General features: G+C 59.4%; 18 protein-coding genes and 10 pseudogenes. 14 read left to right on the forward strand and 14 right to left on the reverse strand.

The annotated features are described in order from the left end of the window. Positions 1-54: 54 nt before the first annotated feature. The 5 genes and pseudogenes from BTN45_RS25535 to BTN45_RS25555 form a co-directional block, all read right to left on the reverse strand. Positions 55-243 (reverse strand): annotated as a pseudogene (locus BTN45_RS25535) (NapC/NirT family cytochrome c); the annotation flags it as partial. Then, positions 238-491, reverse strand: a pseudogene (locus tag BTN45_RS25540) (hypothetical protein); the annotation flags it as partial. The pseudogenes BTN45_RS25540 and BTN45_RS25535, both read right to left, overlap by 6 nt. Then, positions 488-1240: an ATP-binding cassette domain-containing protein gene (locus BTN45_RS25545; RefSeq protein WP_207591771.1), complete on the reverse strand. Its 753-nt coding sequence runs from the start codon at positions 1238-1240 to the stop codon at positions 488-490. The gene BTN45_RS25545 and the pseudogene BTN45_RS25540, both read right to left, overlap by 4 nt. Further along, positions 1237-2046, reverse strand: a complete 810-nt coding sequence (locus BTN45_RS25550; protein ID WP_003504683.1) for an ABC transporter permease — start codon at positions 2044-2046, stop codon at positions 1237-1239. The genes BTN45_RS25545 and BTN45_RS25550 overlap by 4 nt, the downstream gene beginning before the upstream one ends. A 5-nt stretch (positions 2047-2051) precedes the next feature. After that, positions 2052-2222, reverse strand: coding sequence for a hypothetical protein (locus tag BTN45_RS25555; protein ID WP_225246562.1), 171 nt, complete (start codon positions 2220-2222; stop codon positions 2052-2054). 25 nt (positions 2223-2247) lie between these two features. Between BTN45_RS25555 and BTN45_RS25560 the strand changes: the two are divergent. From BTN45_RS25560 to BTN45_RS25580, 5 genes and pseudogenes are all read left to right on the forward strand, one after another. Continuing rightward, positions 2248-2742, forward strand: a pseudogene (locus BTN45_RS25560) (Crp/Fnr family transcriptional regulator); the annotation flags it as partial. A gap of 139 nt (positions 2743-2881) precedes the next feature. Further along, positions 2882-3142 (forward strand): AbrB/MazE/SpoVT family DNA-binding domain-containing protein, encoded by a 261-nt coding sequence (locus BTN45_RS25565; RefSeq protein ID WP_052821356.1) that lies wholly within the window; start codon positions 2882-2884, stop codon positions 3140-3142. A 600-nt stretch (positions 3143-3742) separates the two neighbouring features. Then, positions 3743-4060: a hypothetical protein gene (locus BTN45_RS25570; protein WP_052821354.1), complete on the forward strand. Its 318-nt coding sequence runs from the start codon at positions 3743-3745 to the stop codon at positions 4058-4060. 16 nt (positions 4061-4076) lie between these two features. Then, a complete protein-coding gene (locus BTN45_RS25575; RefSeq protein ID WP_052821353.1) occupies positions 4077-4676 on the forward strand; it encodes a general stress protein in 600 nt (199 codons plus the stop codon). Positions 4677-4902: 226 nt separating this feature from the next. Beyond that, positions 4903-5660, forward strand: a pseudogene (locus tag BTN45_RS25580) (IS5 family transposase). Here BTN45_RS25580 and BTN45_RS26500 read toward each other — a convergent pair. Then, entirely contained in the window at positions 5657-6058 is a 402-nt protein-coding gene (locus BTN45_RS26500) for a hypothetical protein (RefSeq protein WP_225246563.1), read from the reverse strand. The pseudogene BTN45_RS25580 and the gene BTN45_RS26500 sit on opposite strands and share 4 nt — an antisense overlap. Before the next feature lie 102 nt (positions 6059-6160). On the opposite strand from BTN45_RS26500, the pseudogene BTN45_RS25590 reads away from it, so the two are divergent. The 3 genes and pseudogenes from BTN45_RS25590 to BTN45_RS25600 all read left to right on the forward strand — a co-directional run bounded on the left by BTN45_RS25590 (position 6161) and on the right by BTN45_RS25600 (position 8992). Beyond that, positions 6161-6555, forward strand: a pseudogene (locus BTN45_RS25590) (DUF1236 domain-containing protein). A 299-nt stretch (positions 6556-6854) separates the two neighbouring features. After that, on the forward strand, positions 6855-7862 hold the full coding sequence (locus BTN45_RS25595; protein ID WP_052821397.1) for a PAS domain S-box protein: 1008 nt from the start codon (positions 6855-6857) through the stop codon (positions 7860-7862). 92 nt (positions 7863-7954) lie between these two features. Then, the gene (locus BTN45_RS25600; RefSeq protein ID WP_052821398.1) at positions 7955-8992 is read left to right on the forward strand and encodes an HWE histidine kinase domain-containing protein; all 1038 of its coding nucleotides are present in this window, start codon (positions 7955-7957) and stop codon (positions 8990-8992) included. Positions 8993-9350: 358 nt separating this feature from the next. Here BTN45_RS25600 and BTN45_RS25610 read toward each other — a convergent pair whose 3' ends face one another. After that, the gene (locus BTN45_RS25610; RefSeq protein WP_137067665.1) at positions 9351-9641 is read right to left on the reverse strand and encodes a DUF3892 domain-containing protein; all 291 of its coding nucleotides are present in this window, start codon (positions 9639-9641) and stop codon (positions 9351-9353) included. Between the two features lie 252 nt (positions 9642-9893). Between BTN45_RS25610 and BTN45_RS25615 the strand changes: the two genes are divergently transcribed. Further along, positions 9894-13130: a PAS domain S-box protein gene (locus BTN45_RS25615; RefSeq protein ID WP_082179115.1), complete on the forward strand. Its 3237-nt coding sequence runs from the start codon at positions 9894-9896 to the stop codon at positions 13128-13130. A 6-nt stretch (positions 13131-13136) separates the two neighbouring features. Here the strand turns inward: BTN45_RS25615 and BTN45_RS25620 are convergent, their stop codons facing one another. Continuing rightward, positions 13137-13349, reverse strand: a complete 213-nt coding sequence (locus BTN45_RS25620; protein WP_052821400.1) for a hypothetical protein — start codon at positions 13347-13349, stop codon at positions 13137-13139. Positions 13350-13442: 93 nt separating this feature from the next. On the opposite strand from BTN45_RS25620, the pseudogene BTN45_RS25625 reads away from it, so the two are divergent. The 3 pseudogenes from BTN45_RS25625 to BTN45_RS25635 all read left to right on the forward strand — a co-directional run bounded on the left by BTN45_RS25625 (position 13443) and on the right by BTN45_RS25635 (position 17365). Next, positions 13443-14789: pseudogene (locus BTN45_RS25625) on the forward strand (IS3 family transposase). Positions 14790-14864: 75 nt separating this feature from the next. Next, positions 14865-15928, forward strand: a pseudogene (locus BTN45_RS25630) (transposase). A gap of 746 nt (positions 15929-16674) precedes the next feature. Further along, positions 16675-17365 (forward strand): annotated as a pseudogene (locus BTN45_RS25635) (IS6 family transposase). Positions 17366-17676: 311 nt separating this feature from the next. On the opposite strand, the pseudogene BTN45_RS25640 reads toward BTN45_RS25635, so the two are convergent. From BTN45_RS25640 to BTN45_RS26720, 5 genes and pseudogenes are all read right to left on the reverse strand, one after another. Continuing rightward, positions 17677-19514 (reverse strand): annotated as a pseudogene (locus tag BTN45_RS25640) (MacB family efflux pump subunit). Between the two features lie 3 nt (positions 19515-19517). Beyond that, positions 19518-20741, reverse strand: a complete 1224-nt coding sequence (locus BTN45_RS25645; RefSeq protein ID WP_082186165.1) for an efflux RND transporter periplasmic adaptor subunit — start codon at positions 20739-20741, stop codon at positions 19518-19520. 22 nt (positions 20742-20763) lie between these two features. After that, a complete protein-coding gene (locus BTN45_RS25650; protein WP_052821408.1) occupies positions 20764-21060 on the reverse strand; it encodes a hypothetical protein in 297 nt (98 codons plus the stop codon). 126 nt (positions 21061-21186) lie between these two features. Then, a complete protein-coding gene (locus tag BTN45_RS26715; protein ID WP_348649836.1) occupies positions 21187-21498 on the reverse strand; it encodes a hypothetical protein in 312 nt (103 codons plus the stop codon). 33 nt (positions 21499-21531) lie between these two features. Continuing rightward, on the reverse strand, positions 21532-21837 hold the full coding sequence (locus BTN45_RS26720; RefSeq protein WP_348649837.1) for a hypothetical protein: 306 nt from the start codon (positions 21835-21837) through the stop codon (positions 21532-21534). Between the two features lie 203 nt (positions 21838-22040). Here BTN45_RS26720 and BTN45_RS25660 point away from each other — a divergent pair, with 203 nt between their 5' ends. Then, the gene (locus tag BTN45_RS25660; RefSeq protein ID WP_197283370.1) at positions 22041-22772 is read left to right on the forward strand and encodes a response regulator transcription factor; all 732 of its coding nucleotides are present in this window, start codon (positions 22041-22043) and stop codon (positions 22770-22772) included. Continuing rightward, positions 22769-24106, forward strand: coding sequence for an ATP-binding protein (locus tag BTN45_RS25665; protein ID WP_052821407.1), 1338 nt, complete (start codon positions 22769-22771; stop codon positions 24104-24106). Before BTN45_RS25660 ends, BTN45_RS25665 begins: the two co-directional genes overlap by 4 nt. Positions 24107-24126: 20 nt before the next feature. Here the strand turns inward: BTN45_RS25665 and BTN45_RS26505 are convergent. After that, positions 24127-24229 (reverse strand): annotated as a pseudogene (locus BTN45_RS26505) (IS6 family transposase); the annotation flags it as partial. Positions 24230-24342: the final 113 nt, after the last annotated feature.

Consider the following 24342-nt stretch of genomic DNA (forward strand, 5'->3'; position numbering starts at 1 on the left):
GCCCGCACAGACGCCGCGGCGATCGAAGGCTCGTCTTTGGAACGAGGGGGGTTCCTAGAAAACGTTCCGGTGCACATCACTCATCGCCCGTCGCAAATCATCGATCGCAGATGCCGTCTGTCCTGGGTGACCGTCGAGGGCCGGCGGCATTTTCCAACCTGGATCGATGCCTTCCATGTTCGGCAGTTCATGAGCAATGCCTTTATGGCAATCGATGCAGGTGGCCTTGCCCGTCAACAGATATTTGGATGCAAATTCAGGATCGCCGCTCCACCAGGCATAACGCACACCCGCTTCAGCCGCCGTAAACAAAAGAAACCAGATAAGGAATGCCAAGTGTTTCATCGTGCGCCGCGCCTAGGCACCGCATCGGCAAAAGGCAGGGCATAACCACCGATGACGACCCACAGGAAGGGCCAGCCCGCGCCATGCAGGGCGGCCAGCGGGAAAAACAGCCGCAGGGCTTCCGAAAGGATGGGGGGCTGCCTCATCGCACCCGCTCCTTTGCTGAAAACAGTTCGGCGAAGGCCGGACTCTCAGACAGGCGTTCCGCTTCGTCGAAAACCGCCCGCGCCATGCGCCGGCCCGGCGAACCGGCGGGCTTATGCGCGGCAATGACGCGGCCGTCCATGCCTGAAAGCACGATCAGCCTGTCGGCCACCATCAGCGCTTCATGAAGATCATGGGTGACAAGAAGGGTGGAGAAACCGCGCCTGCGGGCGGTACCCACCAGAAGCTCCTGCAAATGGCGTCGCAGGCCGACATCGACGGCGCTGAAAGGTTCGTCCAGAAACAGCATGTCCGGCTCCACCGCCAGCGCCCGCGCCACACCGGCGCGCTGGCGCATGCCGCCGGAAAGCTCGACCGGATATTTGCCGAAATCCGCTTCTTCCAGCCCAACTTCGAGCGCAAAACACCCAGCCCTTTCACGGCGTTCCCGTTTCGGCATGCCGGTGGCCGCAAGGCCGTAGGCTATATTGTCGATCAGCGTCATCCATGGCAGCAGCCGCGGTTCCTGAAAGACCAGACCCTGCCGGGGATATCGACGATGCACGCGGCCGCGAACGGGATCGATGATGCCAGCCGCGATCTGCAGGATCGTCGTCTTGCCGCTGCCGGAAGGGCCAAGCAGCGCCACGGTTTCCCCCAGCGCTATGCTCAGGTCGAAATTCTCGAACAGGCTGCGACCTAAAAAGGCGTGGCCGACATGTTCAAAACGCAGGTTGGAATGATCGCTCATCGTTTGACACCCCATGGCAGCCCGGCGGCGCGCCAGCGTTCCAGCGCTTCGCGCAGCAGATGCAGCAGGCCGTAATCGGTGAGCAGCGCCAGCGCGACGGTGATGGTGAGCCAGGCGCTGACCTGCGCGATATCGAACAGCGCGCGTGCGGTGGCCAGTTCGCCGCCAATGCCGCCGGAATTCGACAGAAGCTCGGCCATGACAGTGACTTTCCACGCACTGCCGGCCGTCGTGGTCCAGGCGGGAAAGAGATAGGAAAGCACATGCGGCATGGTGACGGTGCGCAACCGGTAAAACCATGGAGCACCGAAGGCCTGCGCCATCACCTCCAGCTGACGATCCCGCTTGGCGACACCTTCCAATGCACCGGCAAAGGAAACGGGAGCCGATGCGATGACAACGGTCATGACGGCAGTGCCGCCGGAGGAACCGAACCAGATCAGCGCCAGCACGATCCAGCCTATGGGCGGAACGCCGAGCAGGACGGTGACAACAGGCTTCATCAGCCGCATGGCCGCGAAGGAGTAACCCGCCATCACGCCGGCGACGGTGCCGATGCCCGCCGCAATGGTGAAACCAGTCAGGGCCCTGACGGCGCTCTGCGACAGGATCGCGAAGAAATCCGGCCTCGCCGCAAGCACTCCGATAGCCGTGAAGGTCTCACCCGGCGAAGGCAGGATGAAGGAGCCATAAATTTCATGCCCGGCCTGCCAGGCGGCGAGAAAGCAGAAAATACCCGAAAGCCCCGCCCAGCCCGCCCAGAGATAGCGGCCCATCCAGCCAAGACTTTCGAGAATGCGGTTCATGCCTGCTACACCAGATAAAAACCGTCATCCGGCCGCCGACCGCCGATGATCGCGGGGTCGGCCTTGGCGAGTTCATCGTAAAACGCCTCAAGATCGGTACGCGCAGCACTCGCCTTCAGCGCACATAGATGGCTAGTCGGGAAGGAGGCAGCGATGATTTCCGGCGGGAAACCCAAGGCATCGGCGGCCGCAGCGGCCGCCGTCATCGTGCGTGTGGTGCATCCCGGTGATCTCTTCGGTTTCGCCCGGGCGCTGCAGCGGTCCGATTATCCCGGTACCGCGACCACGGCCGCCGAAAGCGTGATCCTTTCCTGGCAGACGGACCTCTGGCCGCACTTCGTCGAGCAGAACCCGCACCTTGCCGTCTCCGCCATGCAGACCATTGGCCAACGTCTTGAGGAAGCCCATACGCGCATCCGCGAAATGTCGACGCAGGAGGTAGAGCGTCGGGTGGCGCACGCCGTACTGCGCCTTTCGCAACAGGCAGGGCGCAAGGAGGTGGACGGTATTCGAATCGACTTCCCGATCTCGCGGCAGGATATAGTGGAAATGACCGGTACCACGCTCCACACCGTTTCTCGCATCCTGTCCAGTTGGGAGAGCAAGGGCCTCGTACAGGGCGGCCGGCAGAAGCTTCTCGTATGCGATCTGCCGGGCCTCGCTCAACTAGCGGACGGCGATACCAGTCAAGTCTAGGGCGGAGCCTTGGCCTCGCTCATTGCGACAGCCTGCTCTTGCGCATTTCTTACTGTCTGTCGATTATAAGCAGGCTGCTAGTTGAAGTGGCGGGACATATGATGTTTATAAATGCGGTAAACACTGAGGGGAGCGAACCATGCCCCATGTCGCCCGCGTATTTCAGTCCGGTAACTCCCAATCGATTCGCCTGCCGAAAGAATTGCGTTTCGACGTCGATCGCGTGGACATAACGCAAGTGGGCGATGCGCTTGTTCTGCGGCCGCACGTTGAGCGTGGCGAGGCATGGCCGTCCCTGAAAGCAGCGATTGCGCGCGGCGTAAGCGACGATTTTATGGGAGGCGGGCGCGACGAGCCAGATCCACAGGACCGGCTGGAGATTTATTCGGTGTTTACGTGATCTCGCATCTTCTCGACACGAATGCGGTCATTCATTGATTGGCCGCCGATGGGATAAGCAGGTGCATCCCGCTCGCGAGATCGATCGCTTCGTGACCGGAACGATTGAGGCGAAGCGCAGGAAGGGATGAGAGCGCCGCAAAATGTCCGCATCCGAAGACAAAAATCCGACGGCTGTCGTGCAGGCTTGCGGAAAACGCAGGCATATCCGCGTCGGATATTGCATGGCGGCCTGTTAAAGAACCGTGATCTCGCTGTCCAGGACCGACGCGAGCAGGCTGTTGTCTTCGGGCCGCACCGGTTGCGCAGCCATGCGCGCTGCAGGTCTTTCGAAATCCCCTCCCCATCCGTTAAACTCGACTGAAGGAAACTTCTGAACTCCGTGTCGCCCTTGAACCCAGGCGACGTGCAAGCCTGACGGCCGACGATGGACGCCCCCCAGCACGAGAGGAAACATCCTCACCGTTGTCCATTGCCGCACCGATCGGATCTTGTAACGGGATGCCGAGAAGGCGCGTGTCGACCGATGCTGGAACCAAAACAACATCAGAGGGTTAATCAGGCGGATCAATCTACGCAGATCCGAGCTAGGGAGAAAACTATGAAAAACACTATTCTCACAGCCGCCTTCATTTGTGTCTCGGCCCTTGCAGCACATGCTCAAGGTGCGCCCGCGGCCAACAGCGACAGAAACACGCCGGCAATTGCGACCCCCGACATGAAAAACCCGACGGCCCCGGTGGAGGGCGCCAACAGTTTTACTGAGGACCAGGCAAAGGATCGGATCGAAAAAGCGGGTTATACGGGGTTGAAGGATCTCAAGAAAGACGACAGGGGCGTTTGGAATGCCACCGGCATGAAGGACGGCAAAACTGTTTCGATCGCCCTCGATTATCAGGGCAATGTTGTTGCCAAGTAACCCCTAGGAGGATGTTATGAGAACTGTTACCGGACTTTTTGACGATTACGCAGACGCAAGTTCCGCTGTCAGTGAACTCGAAGCTCTGGGCGTACCATCCAGCGATATCAGTATCGTTTCCAATAACAGCGATCGGCGACACGAAGAGTCGAATGCCGCAGAAGGGGCCGGAACTGGTGCGGGGATCGGTGCGGTCGTCGGCGGCGCGGGCGGCCTGCTCACCGGCCTTGGCTTGATGGCCATTCCGGGCGTCGGTCCGGTCGTCGCAGCCGGCTGGCTTGCTGCGACTGCGGCCGGCGCGGCAGCCGGTGCGGTTGCAGGAGGGGCCGCTGGCGGGATTATTGGCGCACTGACGAGCTCCGGCGTCCCGGAACGAGATGCCCACTTCTACGCCGAAGGCGTCCGAAGGGGTGGCACCCTCGTCACCGCAAAGGTGGATGACGCCTTGGCGCCGGAGGCTGAAGCCATTCTCAAACGCTCGAATTGGGTCGATCCGACAGAACGTCGCGCCGCCTACGAAAAGCAAGGATGGACGCATTTCGACGAAACGCTCTCGCCCTACGAGGCCGACCAGATCGAGCAGGAACGGCTTCGCTATCGCCGCAATGGTATGTGAGAGTTTCAGGAGGGGCGCCACGGTGGCGCCCCTTCAGTGACGCCCGATACCGCCTTTGATAAAGATCTCGTTTGTAAGCCGCGATTAATTTAACGGTCTGCGACAGAGATTTCATTCCACCCGCTCTAACTAGGTCCTGTTGACAAAGTGGATTCCCAAATCAGCAGAAGCGTGATTCAAGACTGCTTTTTAGGAGGCAGTTTTGGCTCGCGGCGACCTGACAGATATGGAATGGCGGATCATCGAGGGGTTGTTGCCCACCGAACGCGGCAGGAAGTCCCGACCGTCGCACGATAATCGGCAATATCTGAACGGTATGCTGCATGTCCTTCGGGTCGGATGCCCGTGGCGCGACATGCATGAGCGATACGGAAAGTGGAATTCGGTCTATGTGCGCTTCCGCCGTTGGGCCGAACAAGGCGTTTGGGACGCCCTGCTTGAGACCCTCGTCGAACTGGGGCTGACGGATGACTGGCAGCACATGATCGACAGCACCACTGTTCGCGGCCATTCGCAGGCGGCGGGCGCAAAAGGGGGACTTATCAGGAGGCTTTTGGTCGATCACGCGGCGGCTTTACGACGAAAATCCACGCCCGAGCAGACGGTCAGGGCCGCCCTCTTGGCTTCGTCCTGACAGGCGGCGAGGCTTCGGACTACAACGCCGTTCCTGACTTGCTGGCGATACCGGTCGGCAAGCCGAGGTTGTTCCTCGCCGACAAAGGCTACGACGGTGACTTCCTGCGTGAAGAACTCCTGATCCACAGTATCAGGCCGGTCATTCCGCCAAAAACCAACCGAAAGAACCCGCCTGCCTGCGACTTTCGGGTTTACAAAGATCGAAACCGCATCGAGCGGATGTTCAACCGTCTCAAGCAGTTCCGGCGCGTCGCGACCCGATACGACAAGACACGAAAATCCTTCTCGGCATTCCTCGCCCGGGCAGCCGCAAAGATATGGCTGCCATACTTTGTCAACAGGACCTAGTTCTCGGCGTCCACGTCTGGAGCACGGATGGGAGCTACGAACTCAAAGTCGTGCAGGGAATAATGCTGATCCGAACCAAGCACTGCGACGCTCCAATAGTCGCGTGCGTGCCCGAACACGGTGCTGATCTGGACGACCTCGCATTCGTCGCCTTCCGCATCTTGCGTCTTTCTCCGTGCCCAATAGACGGACAATGGTTCAACCGAGAGCGGATCAATCATGTTTACTCCACGCATGTTTTGATCGATCGGTAGGACGATTCGCAGGCGTTCGTCATGCTCTTCTCCTAATGTAGCGACCGTTCTCCACTCCTCTGTGAGCTGTGTGAGCGGCTCAAAGGATAGCTTGAATCCGGAATTGAGAATGATCGTTTTGCCAGCTTGTTCGATGACCTGCACGCCGTAACTGTTTCAAATTGTTGTATTTCGTGACGTGACGTTGGGAACCAAAAGTCTCGAAAAGGCTTCTTTTGTCGTTGGTAACCGAACAGGAGAAAACCAATGCGTCGAACAATTCTCGCCTCTACTGCGGTAATCGCAGTCCTACTCGGAAGCAGCGCTGGTGCGCTTGCCCAGGATGGAACGGTTAAAGGTGCCGCTGGCGGCGCCGTGACAGGCGCCATTGTTGGTGGTCCCGTCGGGGCAGCAGTCGGCGGCGTAGCTGGCGCCATTGTTGGGACCGCAATCGATCCACCGCCACAGGAAGTGGTAACCTATGTTCAGGAGCAACCCGCCCCGGCTCCGGTGACCGTGAGCCAGGAGATCGTCGTGGGTAAGCCCGTTCCCGAAACGGTCGTGTTGACGCCTGTTCCGAGCAACGAGCATACGCGGTGGTTAATGACCAGCGTGTGATCATTGACCCTCGCACCCATACCGTGGTGCAGGTCGTCCGATAGTCCCGGGCCAATCACCCGTTTCAAACGAGCCGGAAGCTGCCACGCAGCATTCCGGCTTTTTGTTGCAATGAGCCCGCGGCCGTTTATGGCCGGGGTACAGGCTCCCAAGCCTTATGCCTGTCCCATAAGCGGGACGCCAGGAATCAGGAGTTGAATTGTCTTGTCGATGAAGGCGCTTTGCGCTTGTGGCACGCCGACTTGCCTCAATGCGATAAAAAATTGTCTTCGCCGATGACTTGATCTCTGAGACCGGCACCTAAATGTCCCGGCAGCAGCCTCAACAGTGAAACTCATCGGACATGGAAAAACATACCGAAGAACGCCTTGGGGTCATTGTCGAGTCGTCGTTCGACACGATCATCAGCAAGGATCTCTCCGGCACGATCGTCAGCTGGAATAAGGCCGCCGAGCGAATGTTCGGCTACTGCGAGGCGGAAGCTGTTGAACAATCGATCTACTTGATCGTCCCGGACGACAAGCGGGATGAGGAGGCAGAGATCCTTCGCCGCCTGAAAGTCGGCGAGCGACCCGAGACGTTCGAGACCACGCGGCGCCATCGTAACGGGCGACTGGTTCCGATTTCTATCACGATTTCACCGATCAAAAGCCGGGACGGGCAGCTCATGGGGGCGTCGAGCATCGCCCGCGACGTCACGCAGACGCGAGAGAGCGAGCGCCGGCTTCGCCTGCTGATGCGCGAGATCAATCACCGCGTCAAAAACCAGTATGCCGTGATACTTGCGGTGATACGCCAAACGGCGGGACGGTCCGGATCGATCGAGGATTTCGAGAAGCGGATCCGCGAACGCATCATGGCGCTCTCCCACTCGCATGATCTCCTCTCCCAGGTCGATTGGGCCGGCGTCAGCCTCGCCGACCTCATCGCGCATCAGCTCAAACCCTTTAAAGACGTCTATCCTGTCCAGGCACTTGGACCGGAGATCGCCCTTGATGCCAATGCCGTCCTCAATATCGGCATGGCGCTCCACGAATTGATCATGAACGCGATGCACTTCGGTTTGACAGAGAGCGAGGGTATATCGGTGAGCTGGAAGCTATCATCGGCTGAGGACGGTAACCCGGTCGAATTCGAGCTGAGTTGGTCCGAACCAGCGCTGCAATACGCTGACCTCTTGGCGCAAGACGAAGGGTTTGGCAGGCTGGTTCTTTGTCGGCTGGTGCCGTCCGCTCTTTCGGGACACGCAGCCTGGAGCCTCGCAGACGGCAGGGTCGTCTGGAGGCTGACGGCACCTCTGTCACGCATCCAGGTTGGCTTGCGCGATCCGTTCTCGGAATGGTCTTGTTAAGCTGTTGCTTGAGAAGGCGTTGACGCCTTGATTTTACCTGTATTAACCTGTGATAGAGCGGTGGACGCAAGGACGGGGCTTAGGGCAAAGTGATGGATCAACCAATCGAGCGAAACGGCAAGAGGGCATCGGCGCGCGAACGCTTCCTCGAGGCCGTACTGCACAGCGCTATCGATTATGCCATCGTCTCGATGGATCTCGACGGACTTGTGACGATCTGGAACGAAGGTGCATCCCGCATCCTGGGGTGGAGCGAGGAAGAAATGCTCGGCAAGCCGGCGGCGATTTTCTTCACCACTGAGGATCGGCGGGCCGGTATCCCGCAAGCTGAGATGAAGTCTTCCCTTGAGCAGGGCCGCGGCGCCGACGAGCGTTGGCACCTGCGCAAGGACGGCACGCAATTCTGGGCCTCTGGCGAGATGATGGTTCTGCGCTCGGAAAACGGATCGGCGGAAGGCTTTCTCAAAATCCTTCGTGATCGCACGGAGGAGCGGCAGGCCGTCGAGCGGCAAAAGCTGCTGATGCATGAGCTCAATCATCGGCTGAAGAACTCTCTTGCTGTCGTCCAGTCGATCATCATGCAGTCTCTTCGAAACGCCGGCTCGATCGAGGAGGGCGGTGCGGCCCTGCAATCGCGTATCGCAGCCTATTCCAGGGCACATGACATCCTGCTGCATGAGAACTGGACGAGCACCACGGTCGCCGCAGTCGTCGAAGCTTCCGCTGTCAGCCTGGGTCTGGAAGGTAGCCCGAGGTTGCGGTTCGAGGGATCGCCGGTGCTGCTCGGGCCGCAGGCCGCTCTCTCACTGTCTCTCGTTCTGCATGAACTCGGCACCAATGCCACGAAGTATGGTGCTCTGTCCGGGGCTGAGGGTCAGGTTTCCGTCACCTGGTCGGTTGCCGATGAAGACGGTGCGCAGCAGTTCACGTTCAGGTGGGAGGAGTCCGGCGGCCCTGAAGTCGAGCAGCCAACGCGGACCGGGTTCGGATCGCGGCTGGTCGTATCCAGCCTGAAGGCTTACGGCGATGTTTCCCTAGACTACCAGCCGTCTGGGGTGATGATGAGGTTTCAGGCGCCACTCTCAAAGCTGCAGCATGGTGAGACGGATGGCGCGGCAACAAGCGCCTGACGTGCAAGCATGTTGACTGAAACAGCGGGCTTGCACCAAATCGTTGATCATAGCTGTCACCGTGTTGCGACGATCTCGATGGATGGACTGCTTTCGATCAGTTCGACAAACGCATCTCTTGCTTTAGTCGGTGACTGCCGTTCATCGAAGACTTCGGCAAAGCATCGCATGGCGGTGTCATAGACTGGCCCGGATTCTTCGGGGCAGCAACTGAAGACACAGTCGGCGGCATCCATGGTGCTCGCGCTATCGCGTGTATCTCCGTTGAACATGACTTTGACAGGCGTTTCCCAACTGTCTCGCATCACGCAGGTCTCAAGTAAAGAAGTCTAATCACGGAAAATTGTTCCCGGAGTTCTTAACTGTCGAAGCAAGATGGCAGGTTCAAAAGAGTCTTGGGCTGGTCGAAGTCAGCGAGGGTCATCAGGTATTTTTTCTTCCCCGGGCCGACTGCAACAAACAGATCGACTTCGTCGCCGATCGGCCGCTGGACGTAAAACTCGCGTTCTCCCGCCTCTATCTGCCGGATAACCTCTTCCACGGGCAATTTCCAATGCGTCGCGCCGGCGCCGCCGAGGTGAGTGATCTGACTGCAGACGTCGTCGGTCGCACGTCTCATGACCGTTTGAACCCGGACCCGATAAGCCACCTGCTTCTCCTCGAACAAGTATGTTGTTTGAACAGCTAATACTAATGTAGGTGGCGGATGGAAAAGTGCAGGGACAAGCGGTCCGAGTGGAGGACCCCTCCGTTGTTCGACTTCAAGCTCTGGCGGGCATGGCTTGGCAACAGGGGGTTGTCCCGGCGTATTCTACAGCCACGCGGACAGGCAGTGGAGAGTGATTCACATTTTTGCCGCAGTCTGATATGAGCTCGGGACAGAAACTGTTTGCCGAGCACCATGAACGAACAAAATTCAAAACGAAAACACCACCGATCCGGTGGGTTTGCGACCCATATCGACAATCTGGATTGGAGCTTCACGCCCCTTGGGCCACGGATCGCGTGGCCACCGGTCCTGGAGCAGACGCTCAGTCTGGTGATGAGCGCCGGCGTGCCGATGGCGATACTTTGGGGAACCGACGGCGTCATGCTTTACAATGACGCCTACGCCGCCTTCGCCGGTCAACGCCATCCGGATTTCCTGGGTCGTCCGATTTCCGAGGCATGGCCTGAGCTTGCGACGTTCAATTCCCGGGTTGTCAGGATCGTGCTCGACGGCCGCACCCTGTCGTTTGGCGACCGGCATGCTGTCATCGAGCGCAATGGCGAGCTTCAGGATGTCTGGCTGAACCTCGACTTCAGCCCGGTCCGGGATCATGACGGCGTGCCCCTTGGCGTGCTGGCGATCCTGAAGGACACAACCCATCGCGTCCGCACCGAGCAGCGCCTGGCGATTGCCCAGCAGGCCGGTGGTGTCGGCACCTTGGAGTGGTATCCGGAAACGGGCGAGCTAGATGTTTCCGACGAATATCGAAGAATCTGGGGGCTTGATGCCGATACGACGGTGACCGACACCTTGCTGGTAAGCCTGCTTCATCCCGACGACCGGGCAATATCAGGCCCCTCGAGGCTCGCTAACAGCAATCCGCTGGACTACGCCGAATATCGACGGATCGACCAGGTTACCGGAGAGGTTCGCTGGATTACACGGCGCGGACAGGTGGTATCGAGCGAGCGGACCGGCAAGCGCCGCTTCGTCGGCATCGCCTTCGACATCACCGCGCGCAAGCAAGCCGAGGTCACGCTTCAACAGAGCGAAGAACGCTGGCGCGGCCTGTTCGAGCAGATGCACGAGGGCTTCTTCACCGCCGATATCATGCGTGACGATGCCGGCAAGATAATCGATTTCGTGTTCATCGATATCAACCCGGCATTTGAACGGCAGACAGGCCTCGTCGCTGCAGAAACCGTCGGGAAACCGGTTACTCAGGCAATCCCCGGCATCCAGAGCGACCTGATCGCCACCTATGGTGAAGTCGTCGAAACAGGAACAGCTCGGCAGTTCGAGGTTCATATCCCGGCCTTGGGGAACCGCTGGTATGAAGCGCATGCTCGAAAGGTGGGCCCTGACCGTTTCGCCGTCCTCTTTCTCGACATCACCATCCGCAAGGCAGCGGAAGAGCGCATGCGCCAGAGCGAGGAGCGGTTCCGGACGTTGTCGCAATCCATGCCCAACCATGTCTGGACAGCTGGCGCCGACGGGTTGCTGGACTGGTTCAACGACCAGGTCCTTGCCTATAGCGGGATGACGAGTGAGGAACTCGGTGGGAGCGGCTGGGCCGGGATGGTCCATCCGGACGATATCGAAGCTGCATCCGAAGCATGGAATGCTGCGAGAACGTCAGCCCAGACCTATCAGACCGAGTTTCGGCTGCGCCGGAATGATGGCACCTATCGCTGGCATATCGCTCGCGCCGTTCCCGTTCTGGCGCAAAACGGCGGCGTTCTGCACTGGATCGGCACCAATACCGATATCGACGATCAGAAACAGGCGGAGGTGGCTCTCGCCGACAGCGCCGCCTATCTCGAGGCGCGCGTCGAGGAGCGAACCGCACAGCTCTTCGAAATGCAGAAGGCTTTGCAACAGTCCCAGAAGATGGAGACGATCGGCAAGCTGACCGGCGGTGTCGCCCACGACTTCAACAACCTGCTGCAGGTCGTTTCCGGCAACATCAATCTCCTGGCAAAAGATGTCGTAGGAAACGAGAAGGCGGAGCGCAGGATCACCAATGCGCTCGCGGGTGTCGGCCGCGGCGCTAAGCTCGCAAGCCAGCTGCTGGCGTTTGGCCGCCGCCAGCCGCTTGAGCCGAAGGTGGTGCATCTCGGCAAGCTTCTTACCGGAATGGACGATCTTTTGCGCCGGTCGATCGGCGAGGCGATTGAAGTCGAAACGATCGTCTCCGGCGGTTTGTGGAATACTTCCATCGATCCGAGCCAGCTCGAAAACGCCGTCCTCAATCTTGCGATCAACGCCCGTGACGCGATGGCCGGCGCCGGTAAGCTGACCGTAGAAGTCGGCAACGCCTTCCTCGACGAAGCCTATGCGCGCAATCACCTGGAGGTCGAGGCGGGGCAGTATGTCATGCTGGCGGTGACGGACACGGGGGCAGGGATCGCGCCTGACGTCCTCGAACAGGTGTTTGAGCCATTCTTCTCGACCAAGGAAGAAGGAAAAGGCAGCGGTCTCGGTCTGTCCATGGTCTACGGCTTCGTCAAGCAGTCGAACGGTCACGTGAAGATCTATAGTGAAGTCAGGCAGGGAACGACCGTCAAGCTCTACCTGCCACGAGCCCTGGCAACCGAGGATGCCGAAGTCCGACAGGATTTTGGACCGGTGGCCGGGGGCACGGAAACCGTGCTCGTGGTCGAAGATGACGATCATGTTCGCGATACCGCCATCGATCTGTTGACCGACCTCGGTTATCGCGTTCTGAAAGCCTCGGACGCCCAAAGCGCTCTGGCGATCGTCGAAAGCGGTATCGCGATCGATCTCCTCTTCACCGACGTCGTTATGCCCGGATCGCTGACAAGCCCAGAGCTTGCGAGAAAGGCAAAGCAGCGCCTGCCGCGTCTCGCGGTGCTGTTTACCTCCGGCTATACGGAGAATTCCATCGTCCATCATGGCCGGCTGGACGCCGGCGTCGAGCTTCTATCGAAGCCATATACGCGCGAGGCGATGGCACGCAAAATTCGTCAGGTTCTCGGAAATCAGTCGCGATCTGATGCCGCTTCGCCACAGACTATGCTGCCGACGAAGCCGGCGCCAGACGTCACGCCAGAGACAATCAGGGTTCTGGTCGTTGAGGACGACGCGCTCATCCGCCTGGACATGGTCGATATGCTGTTATCGGCCGGCTATGAGATCGAGGAGGCTGGCAGCGGTGAGGATGCTCTTGATCTGATCACGCGACAGCGCTTCGATGTGCTTGTCACGGACCTTGGCCTACCCGGAATGAGCGGCGCTGAGCTTGCGAATGCCGCGAGGTTGATCAATCCGGAGCTTGGTATCGTCGTCGCAAGCGGCCAGAGTGGCCTTCCAGACAATATACCGGAAGGTGCACGATTGCTGTCGAAGCCATTCGATCCGGAGCAACTGAAGGCTATAGTTGCTGAGGTGGCAGGCGATACAAGCTGAACGGCCTCAGCGCGCTTCGACCATGTTGTCGATCACCAGCCTCAAGGTCGCCTTGTCGCGGTGGCCTTTTTGAAGCTGACGCACCAGGATCAGCGCCAGGGCTGCGGCGTCTTCGCTCGATTTAAGAATTCGGTGGCTGTCGCAGGCGTCGTCGAAGACGTGCTGGATAAGGCTGAGGTCTTCCGGCAGAACCGGCTCTCGAACGGTCAATGCGGGCATGCGTTGTCCGCCATCAACGCCTATGAGACAGAACTGGTTTAATTGAGAAGAGAGGATTTTCGGCTCATCGTAGCTCTATCAAAGGAAGCGAAGATGAGACAGAAAACCGGGCCGCAGACATCGGCGGCCGAAAAGACAATCAAGGATATCCGTCGCGCCACGCGCAAGCACCATTCGTCGGAGGAGAAATCCGCATCGTGCTGGCGGGGCTGCGCGGCGAAGACAGCATTGCCGCGATCTGCCGCCGTGAAGGGATCGCCGAGAGCCTGTATTATAGCTGGTCGAAGGAATTCCTCGAAGCGGGCAAGAAGCGGCTTGCCGGAGACACTGCCCGCTCGGCCACCAGCGATGAGGTCAAGGCGCTACGCCGTGAAAGCCGCGACCTGAAAGAGGCGCTGGCCGACCTCACCCTGGAAAACCGCCTGCTTAAAAAAGCATGATCGCGGATGGGGGCGACGAAGAATGAGATATCCCGCCACCGAAAAGCTCGAGATCATCCGGCTTATCGAGGGGTCTCATCTGCCAGCCAGGCAGACGCTCGACAAGCTCGGCATTCCAAGACCAACCTTCTATCGCTGGTATGATCGCTTCCAGACCCACGGTGTCGAGGGGCTGGAAGACCGGACATCCGCGCCGTCACGGGTGTGGAACCGTATCCCCGACGATATCAGGGATCGCATCATCACACTCGCGCTCGATCATGCCGGTCTGTCGCCACGCGAGCTGGCGGTGAAGTTCACCGACATGGAAAGCTATTTCGTCTCAGAGGCTTCGGTCTACCGCCTGCTCAAGGCCCACGACCTTATCACCTCGCCAGCCTATATCGTCATCAAGGCCAATGACGAGTTCAAGGACAAGACCACGCGCCCGAACGAGATGTGGCAAACCGACTTCACCTACCTGAAGGTCATCGGTTGGGGATGGTTCTATCTTTCGACCATCCTCGACGATTATTCCCGCTACATCATCGCCTGGAAGCTGTGCACCAGCATGAAGGTGGACGATGTCACCGACACGCTCGACCTGGCGCTGGCCGCCTCAGGCTGCAAGGTCAAGGTCGAACACCGGCCGCGCCTGCTATCGGACAATGGCCCGTGTTACGTCGCCTCAGATCTCGGCGAATGGCTGGACAAATACAAGATCGGCCAGGTCCACGGCGCTTCCGGACATCCGCAGACGCAGGGCAAGATCGAGCGCTGGCACCAGACGTTGAAGAACCGCATCCTGCTGGAAAACTACTTCTTCCAGGAGGACCTCGAAGCCCAGATCGCGGCTTTCGTCGAGCATTACAATCATCGCCGATACCACGAGAGCCTCGACAATCTCACTCCGGCCGACGTCTACTTCGGGCGCGGCCAAACAATCCTGCTCGAACGTGAAAGGATCAAACGAGAAACCATCAGACAGCGCCGCTTGAACCACCAGGCCAAAGCGGCTTAAATTAACCAGCTACCCGAGCCGGAAACTCCATTCTTCCAAAGCCCAAAAAGTCTCAAATCATTCGACGACGGACAGATGCGCCAACTCGCCTGGGCGCACGATTGGCATATTCGCGAGGAAGGGGACACGGCCGCGCACGCCATTCTCGTCAACGCCAAGAGGCAATTGCCTCTGGCAAGCTTGTGGGGCGATGGAACAACGTCATCCTCCGATGGCCAATATTTTCCGGCGGGCGGACACGCCGAGGCGATCGGCGACCTCAACGCCCGCTATAGTCCCAACCCCGGCGCCAAGTTCTACCGGTTCACCTCTGACCAGTACGGCGCTTTCTACATCATCGCCATGAATGCCAATGCGAGCGAAGCCATCTATGTCCTCGACGGCTTGCTCTATCATGGCAGCGATCTCCCCATCGAAACCCACTATGTCTATACCGGCGGGGTAAGCGATATGAGCTTCGCCCTTTGCCATCTCGTTGGTTTCCAGATTGTGCCCAGGCTGCGCGGTTTCAAGGATCGCAAGCTCTATCTCTTCCGGGCGACACACCTCCCGAAAACCTTGCATCGCTCGTTGGCGACCCCATCGACGTCGAGCGGAACAAGGCAAACTGGAACGACATCCTGCGGCTGGTCACGACGATCCGGTCTGGGCAGGTTCGGCTTTCGACCCTGTTGGCAAAGCTGTCCGCATTCCCACGCCAGAACGGACTGACGTTGGCGCTACGCGCTCTCGGTCGCATCAATCGGTCCATCTGTCTGCCCCAGTGGTGGCAGAGCCCCGAAATGCGCAGGAACGCGACGGCCGGCCTCAACAAGAGCGAATCCCAGAACACCTTGGCCCGTGCGCTATTCTTCAACCGTCTCGGAGAACTGCGAGACAGGACCTTCGAGAGTCAATTCTACCGGGCGTCCGGGCTGAACCTGCTGATCAATGCCATCGTCTACTGGAACACTCTCTATCTCGAACCGGCCTTCGCCCAACTCAACCGGGAGGGTATCGCCACGCCGCCCGACCTAGTCAAACACATCACCCCGCTCGGGTGGCAACACATCAGTCTCACTGGCGATTACATCTGGACCTCGACGGAAAGCCTCGATCTCAGGCCGCTACGGCGCGAAACATCCATCCTCGCAGCGTGATCACCATACGTTCTCAAAAGTCGGACAGATTCAACACTTTCGTGTCGTGACGTCGCTTTGGCCTGGTGGTTCAAGCGGCCTTGTCTGATGGTGTCTTTGCATGAGACCTGCTCCGGCGGATTTCTTTTTGTCCGTTAACCCATCATTAACCGCAGTGCCACACTATGAGCGTGCGCGGGACCAGAAGACCGCGCTCCAACGTATGGTAGTGCATCGTGAGGGAACCCGCCGAGAATGGTGGGTTCCTTTGCTTGAAGCGAAGGAAAGTGGCAAGACCATGGCGCCCGAAGAGTTTCGCCGTTGCCTGCGCAATCTCCAGTGGTCACTTCCAGACTTGGCAGAAGTCCTCCAATGCGATCTGTCAGTCGTGGAGGCAATGAGCCGAGGTAAAGCAAATGTCCCGCCGCTGCTGGCTATCTGGCTCAGGCTACTCTCAAAAAACACACTGGGGCTCGTGCAGACATACACTTACAACTAGGCCTTGGTGAAGAACCAGTGAGCTACCGGGACAATCCAGCTTCGCTCACGTTCGCGCCCTTACAACGACGAACGTAACAAAAAGTTGACTGACCAATGCCACGCTCAGTGCTTACTTGAATCAAAATAAATAAACAGGGATATGTGGAGAGCCGTATGACGGTGCACACCAGCCAAACGTTCATAGTATGTTTGACATCTGCGCCCATGAGACAGAACTGGCATCGTAAGGTTAACGGAACTTGGAGTTTGATAGGCGATGAAGGGGCATGACCACCCGTGATCCGCTCTACCGTCGCCACCGCTTTCCCGCTGAAATCATTGCCCTCGCGGTGTGGCTCTAGTTCCGCTTCCCTCTGAGCCTGCGGATGGTTGAAGACATGCTGCCGGCCCCGTGGCATCATTGTCTCGCATCAGACCGTGCGGGTATGGGCGGAGAAATTTGGCAGGACCTTTGCCAACGAGATCCGTCCTCGGTCATCCGGCCGGCTGGGTGACAAGTGGCACCTCGATGAGGTCGTTATCTCGATCGGGGGCAAGAAGCATTGGCTATGGCGCGCCGTGGATCAGGACGGTTTTGTCCTGGAGGTTTTGGTGCAAAGCCGCGCCAACGCCAAATCGGCCAACCGCCTGATGCGCATGCTTTTGAAAGGTCTGGGACGATCGCCATGCGTAGTGATCACCGACAAGCTTCGCTCCTACAGCGCAGCAAAACAGGCCGGCGTCGAGCACTGCTCCCATAAAGGGCTGAACAATCGGGCGGAGAACTCCCACCAACCAGTCCGACGGCGAGAGCGGATCATGAAGCGCTTCAAGTCAAAGCGGCATTGCAACGCTTCGTCTCGATCCATGATCCGATTGCCCCTCTTCCACATCCCGCGCTACGACATCCCCTCCAACCATCATCGAAAACTGCGCACAGCGGCAATGAAACTATGGGCGAAGATCGCTCGCGCATGAGCAGTGCACGTGGCGGGCGTCACGCGTTTGCTTCGCTGAAGTTAACTTTACGATGCCCATTTCCATCACCGTAGCATTGCCACCGATCTGGCCAGCACGATGTGAGACTTTCTAGAGAGGGCGGTCTTCTATTTTTTTTCGCCGTGGGGGTGTGTTCCCCTCGTCGGTGAGCTTTTGAGAGCGGCCAGTTGTTCGGTTGTGGCGCGACCATGTCGAGAGCGGGGATTGGATGTTCGAACTTGCGGCGTGCCTCGAACAAGGCTTTTACACTCCTTTCAGTGCTTTGAACGTGATCCCAATGATTTTATTCTTCATACACTCGAGAGCGCCGCGACGGGATCGAGCTTCGACGCGTTGCGCGCCGGCAGATAACCGAAGACAACGCCGATCAGCGTCGAGCAGACGAGCACTGCCTCGATCAGGAACTGGCGCAATATATCACTGCGCCGTGCGCCGACTGCCATGCGCACGCCGATTTCCGATACGCGTTCAGACACAGATACCAGCATGATGTTCATCACCCCGATGCCGCCGACCAGCAGCGAAATCACAGCGATAGCGGCTATCAGGAGGGTCAGCGTCTGCGTGGTGCTGGTGATGGTCTGGCGAATGTCGTCGGTGTTGAGAATGTAGAAATCCCGTGTGCCGTGCCGCTGGGTCAGAAACGTCGTCACAGCCTGCTCGGCGATTGAGGCATCGACATCGTCGGCCACCTGCACCGTGATGCTGCGCAGCGACAGGCTGCCGAGAAAGCGTGACTGGACGGCGGTATAGGGCAGGTAAAGCGACAGGTTCTGGCTTGAGCCGAAACCGCCCTGCTGCGCCTGCGTGACGCCGACGATGCGGGCCGGCACCTTGCCGATGAGAATGACCTGGCCGACAGGACTGCCATCGAAATCCGCAAACAGCGATTTGCGGGTATTTTCGTCGATCACCACTTCCTGCGCCTTCTGCGCGACGCTTCCGCCATCGAAAAAGCGGCCCTGCGACAGCTTGGTGCCCTTGGCGACGAAATAGCGCTCGCTGACGCCGTTCACCAGCGCATTCGCCTCCTTCGCGCCGAAACGCACCGTGCTGGAGGTCGAGACCGTCGGCGTCACCGCCGCGACATAGGATTGCTTGGCAAGCGCTTCGGTATCGGAAACGACGAGCGTGGTGATCTTGCCCGACCTTATGTCGCCGAAATCCTTGCCCGCGAAGATTTCCAGCGTGTTGGTGCCGAGGCTCGATATGTTCTGCAGCACCCGCTGCTGCGACCCCTGCCCGAGCGCCACGACGCTGATGACCGAGGCGATGCCGATGATGATGCCGAGCATGGTGAGAAAGGTGCGCAGCTTGTGCGCCCGCATCGACAGAAGCGCCATGCGCAAGGCTTCGCGCAGGGACGAAACGAGACCCGCGAGACCGGAAGACCCGCCGGAAACGGCAACGGGTTTGGCATCGTCCTGCGGTACGGGCGTTGCATCCGTCCTGCGGTCGGAAATGATCGTGCCGTCGCTGATTTCGATGATCCGCCCGGCGCGTCTGGCAATCGACATGTCATGGGTAACGATGATGACGGTGCGGCCTTCGGCATGCAGCTCGCCGAGGATGCGCAGCACCTCGTCGCCGCTGGTGCTGTCGAGCGCGCCGGTCGGCTCGTCGGCAAGAATGATCTCGGCGTCGTTCATCAGGGCGCGGGCAATGGAAACGCGCTGCTGCTGGCCGCCGGAAAGCTGGCCGGGACGGTGATCGAGGCGTTCCGCCATGCCGAGGCGGCCAAGCAGCCTTGCGGCATTGTGCCTACGGTCGCCCTGCGTCTTGCCGGCATAGATAGCCGGAATTTCGACATTGCCGAGCGCCGTCAGTTCGGCGAGCAGATGGTAGCGCTGGAAGATGAACCCGAGATTTTCACGCCTGAGCGCCGAAAGCGCGTCGGAATCGAGATTGCCCGTTTCCCGGCCCCTGATGCTGTAGCTACCCGATGTCGGGCGGTCGAGGCAGCCGAGAATATTCATCAGCGTCGACTTGCCCGACCCGGACGCGCCGACGATCGCCACCATCTCACCGGCCTCGATAGTGAGGTCGATGTTCTTCAGCACGCTGATCGTGCCTTCGCCGGAGGGATAATCCCGCCGCACGGATTAAGCGAAATCAAAGGTTCAGCCATGGTTCAGAGCCCCATCGGCGGGCCGCCCGGCCCCGGCATGGCGTTTGCGGTGGTGGCGGTGGAACGCTCGCCTGTCACAACGCGCTCATTCTCGGCAAGGCCGGAACGAACTTCCGCCGTGACCTTGTTGTTCAAACCGATTTCGACCTTGCGGTCGGAAACCGTGCCATCGGCGTCGGTCACACGCACGGCATAGCTGCCGTCGCTTTCCATGCTGCCAAGGGCCGCCGAGGGGACGGTCAGCACGTCCTTCGCTTCGCCAAGAACGATATGGACCTCCGCCGTCATATAGGTGCGCAGCTTGCCTTCCGGGTTCGGCACTTCGAACACGCCATTATAATAGATCGCCTCGGAGGCCGACGTGCTGGAGGAGGACGAGCTGGAGGATGAAGAGGTCGAGGAACTGAAGCTGGAATCGCTGCGCACCGATTCCGGTGCCGGCTCTATCGAAGCAAGCGTCGCGTCGTAACGCTGCTGCGGCTCACCCAGCACGGTGAAATAGACCGGCAGGTCCGGCTTGACCCGCGTTACATCCGCCTCGGAAATCTCCGTGCGCACCGTCATCCGGTCGAGCTGGCCGAGAATGACGATGGTAGGCGCGGATTGGGTGGCGTTGACGGTCTGCCCTTCCTGGCTGACGATAGACAGAACAGTGCCTTCGATGGGCGCGGTGATCCTCGTATAGCCGAGATTGGCCTTTGCCGTTTCGACAGCGACCTGTGCCTCCTCGATCTGGGCGTCAATCGCTTCGATCTGCGCCTGGGTGACTGCGAGCGCTGCAGTGGCGCTTTCGAAATCCGCACGGGAGGCGGCATTTTTCGACACCATTTCCTGTTGGCGGACAAGGCTCTGGCGGTTAAGAACAAGTGTCGCCTGCTTTTCCACCCGCTGCGCCTTCACGTTGGCAAGCGCTGCCAGCGCCGTGCGAAGGCTGTTATTCTGGGTAACGGAATCGATCTCGGCAATGAGATCGCCCGCCTTGACCGTATCTCCAAGTGCGACCTTGACGGCGGTGATGCGACCGGAGGCCTGCGCGCCGACGGCCACCAGACGAACGGGTTTGAGCGTTCCAGTCGCCAGAACAGTCTGCTCGATATCACCGCGCTTCACAGATGAGGTGATATAACCGGGCGTTGCGGCCCGCGTATATTGGGAGGACAGCCAGTAGCCACCTAGGGCGAGCGCGACAACCGTCAGCGCCACACCTGCTTTGCGAGCCATTTTCATCGTCCTGTCCTGTCCGGCCGGTCTACTCAAAAGAAGAAACCGACCTCATGTCGTGTTTCACTAGGATGAAGCCGTTGTCTGCTTCGATCCATTCATAGGCGGCAACAGACTTTCTGGCGGATGCCTTGCGGCAGGTGTGGTGACGACGCTTGCCGTGTGCATTTTCGCGCCGTTCCTTGGCGCAGACGGGTTGGTGCCACTGTTCGTCCTGCCGGAATTTCGCCGCCGGATCTCGCACCGGCCTGTCACTGGCCGCAGCGACCGACCAGACGAAGCTCAAACCAAAAACCGTCGCCAGCATCAGGTAGAAATATCTCATCATCATCTTCTCGCTTGAAAATCACGCGGGGGATCGCAGGCGAGCGATCCCCCGGCTTCAGCCGTTTCCGGCTGATTTCCTCCTTTGCTGGGGGGCTATTAAAGGAGGAAACTTTGAAGAGTGGCGTCAGCCCCGCTCTGCCTGAGGCAGCGGCGGCATCCTGTCGCCATGCGGAGGCTCGATACGACCGTCTCGTGCACGGCCATCATGCGGGACGGGAGGCAGAGGCGGCATCAATGCGCGTTCGAGTTCAGCAAGCTTCTGCACCTGCTGCGGAGAAAGTTTCGGTTTCAGCGTAGCCGATGCGTCCTGAAGTGCTTTAGCCTGTTCTGCCTTTTTCATTGCGATGCCGGCCAGTTCCTCACCGGCAAGACGCGGCTCTAGCCGCGTCGCACCCGGTCCCTTCGGCGGCAATGGCTTGAGTTCTGAAGTGGGCAAAACAAGATCGATCAGCGCAGTGGCATAGGCGCGCTACGGACCAAGCTGTTCAGGTGTGACGCCGAGATAGATTTCCGCTGCCGAAAGTTTCGTCGCCAACCCCAATATATCCGGCCCCATCATATCCGGGCGTAGCATCTCAGGCCCGGCCATCTTGCGGCCATGCGGCAGCCTTTGCTCCGGAGCACTATTCGAGCCGAAGTCAGGACTGGCCAGCGGCGGCACGGCCTGTTCCGATGCCTGCGGCAATGGTTCACCCTGCTCCGCAGCTCGGGAGGTGGCCGAAGCGCCAAGAACAGTTGTCACGACCACGGCGGTGGCGATTAGAGCGTTTCTCATCTTACCTTCCTTTTCGTTTTCCAACCTGAGAAGACGATAGGAGCTAAGCGTTTCCGGCTTTGGTCCCAATGTTGCGGGTCTTGTTCCACGCGCGGCCTATTTTTAACCGAATGTTGCCAGAGCGGCCGCAGCAAGCTTTCGTTGCAAAAATCCGCCGTTTCTTCGCGTCGCTTATGTATAGTGGCATCAAAAGGTTGGACGATATGGCGACGGTTTCGGTGACACATATATTGATCGTCGATGACGATCCGGAAATACGCACATTGCTCGCGAAATATCTCGGCTCGCAGGGGTTCCGCGTGTCGATGGCCGCCGACAGGCGTGAGTTCGAGGAGCGGATCGCCAGTTCCGGCCCCGATCTGATCGTGCTCGACGTCATGCTACCAGATGGTTCCGGTCTCGATATCTGCCGCGATCTGCAGGGCCGCCGGCCGCGCACGCCAGTCATTCTCCTGACTGCGCTGAAGGAGGATGTCGACCGCATCGTCGGGCTGGAAATCGGTGCCTACGACTATCTCGGCAAACCCTTCAATCCACGCGAACTGACGGCGCGCATCAAGGCAGTGCTGCGCCGCGCGACGCCGCAGGAAGCCCCCCACCCCTCATCCGCCGCCTATGGTTTTGCGGATTTCACTGCCGATCCTGAGCAGCGCTCCGTGGTCCGCGCCAGCGGCGAAAATATTGATTTGACGGGAGCGGAATTTGATCTGCTGAAAGTATTTCTGGACAGGCCGGGACGGCTCCTTTCCCGCGATCAGCTTCTCGACCTCACGCAGGGCAGGGACCGGGGACCGTTCGACCGCTCAATCGACGTGCTGATGAGCCGCTTGCGCAAGAAACTTGACGCCGATACTCAAACGCCGATCTTCAAGACCGTGCGCAATGGCGGTTACCAGATGACTGTTCCGGTCAGAACCCTGCCGGTGCAGCGATGAGTTCTCTTAGAAGCCGCATCACGGCGCTGATGATCGTCTCCATCATTGCTGTGATCGCGCTTGCGACTATTGTCGCCGACCGGACATTGCAGCCGCCACCGCCTGATGCCACCATCGAGCCGGTGGCCCGTAGCCTTTCCTTCGCCGTGACGATGGTCGAGCGCGACCCCACGCTCCAGCAGCCGGGTTATTTTGACATCAAACAAAAACCGCCGAAAGGTGATTTCGACGGGATGCTCTCGGAATTTCTGGAAAAGGCGCTCGTGCGCGTCGGAGAGCCGCGCACCGCGATGGTCATCCGCTCGCCGGGAAATCCTGCGCCCATGGCGGCCATCGCGCTGGAAAAAGGCGGCTGGCTGGTCGCGGAAATCCCGCATATGGGTCCGCCGCCGGGCGGCTGGAAGATTTTCGGCATGTGGATCGGGCTGATCATTCTTGGTAGCGCCGCGGTTTCGATCTTTGCGGCCAGCAAGATCACCCGCCCGCTCGACATGCTGGAAAACGCCGCCGCCAACATCGGGCCTGACGGTTCGCTGCCGCACCTGCCGGAAACCGGACCGGGCGAAATCCGCGCCACGGCGCGGGCGCTGAACGAACTCGCCTGCCGTCTGAAAGCGGCTATGGAAAGCCGCATGCGCCTCGTCGCCGCCGCCGGCCACGATCTCCGAACACCGATGACCCGTATGCGCCTGAGGGCTGAATTCATCGAAAACGACGAGGAACGGGCCAAATGGCTGGCGGACCTTGAGGAGCTGGACGCCATCGCGGACAGCGCCATTGTTCTGGTGCGGGAAGAGGTCAGCCAGGACAGCGCCAAGACGATCGACATCGGTACGCTTCTCAGCGAGATCGTCAGCGATGTTTCCGATCTTGGTCATGCGGGTGCTCTCGACTTCATCGAGCCGGAAGACGCCATGACTATCAAGGCGGCTCCGCTGGCACTCAAGAGAGCCTTGCGCAACCTCATCCTGAACGCTGTCACCCATGGCAAGAAGGCGCATATCGATCTGACCGGAGACGACAGCGAAATCGTCGTGACGATCAGGGACGAGGGCCCTGGCATTCCTCAGGAACTGATCGGGCGGGTTTTCGAACCCTTCTTCCGGGTCGACCTCGCGCGGCGCAAGTCAACCCCGGGCGTGGGGCTCGGTCTTGCCATCGCCAAGGAAATCATCGAGCGCTTCGGCGGCAGTATCGAACTTGTCAATGACCTTCCGGCGGGTTTGATCCAGACTGTAAGACTTATCAGATTTCAGGGAGCATCGTCGACTCAACCTTCATCAGATAGTGGATACCGGCATCGTAAAGTTAACGACCGAGAAGCAAAGGTGTGACGCCAGCCGCATAAAACCGTTCATGCCCGAGCGATCTTCGCCCATAGGGTTCATCGCCGCTGTGCGCAGTTTTCGATGATGGTTGGAGGGGATGTCGTGGCGCGGGATGTGGAAGAGGTTGGCGTCACACCTTTGCTTCTCGGTCGTTAACTTTACTATGCCACGGCAGGATGTTTCTTTCCGACCGCGCCTACGAGATCCGTCGGTCGCATTCCCGGGAGAGCGAGATAGGTGAT

It is taken from the genome of Rhizobium sp. ZX09, from assembly GCF_017357485.1.
GTDB lineage: Bacteria > Pseudomonadota > Alphaproteobacteria > Rhizobiales > Rhizobiaceae > Agrobacterium > Agrobacterium pusense.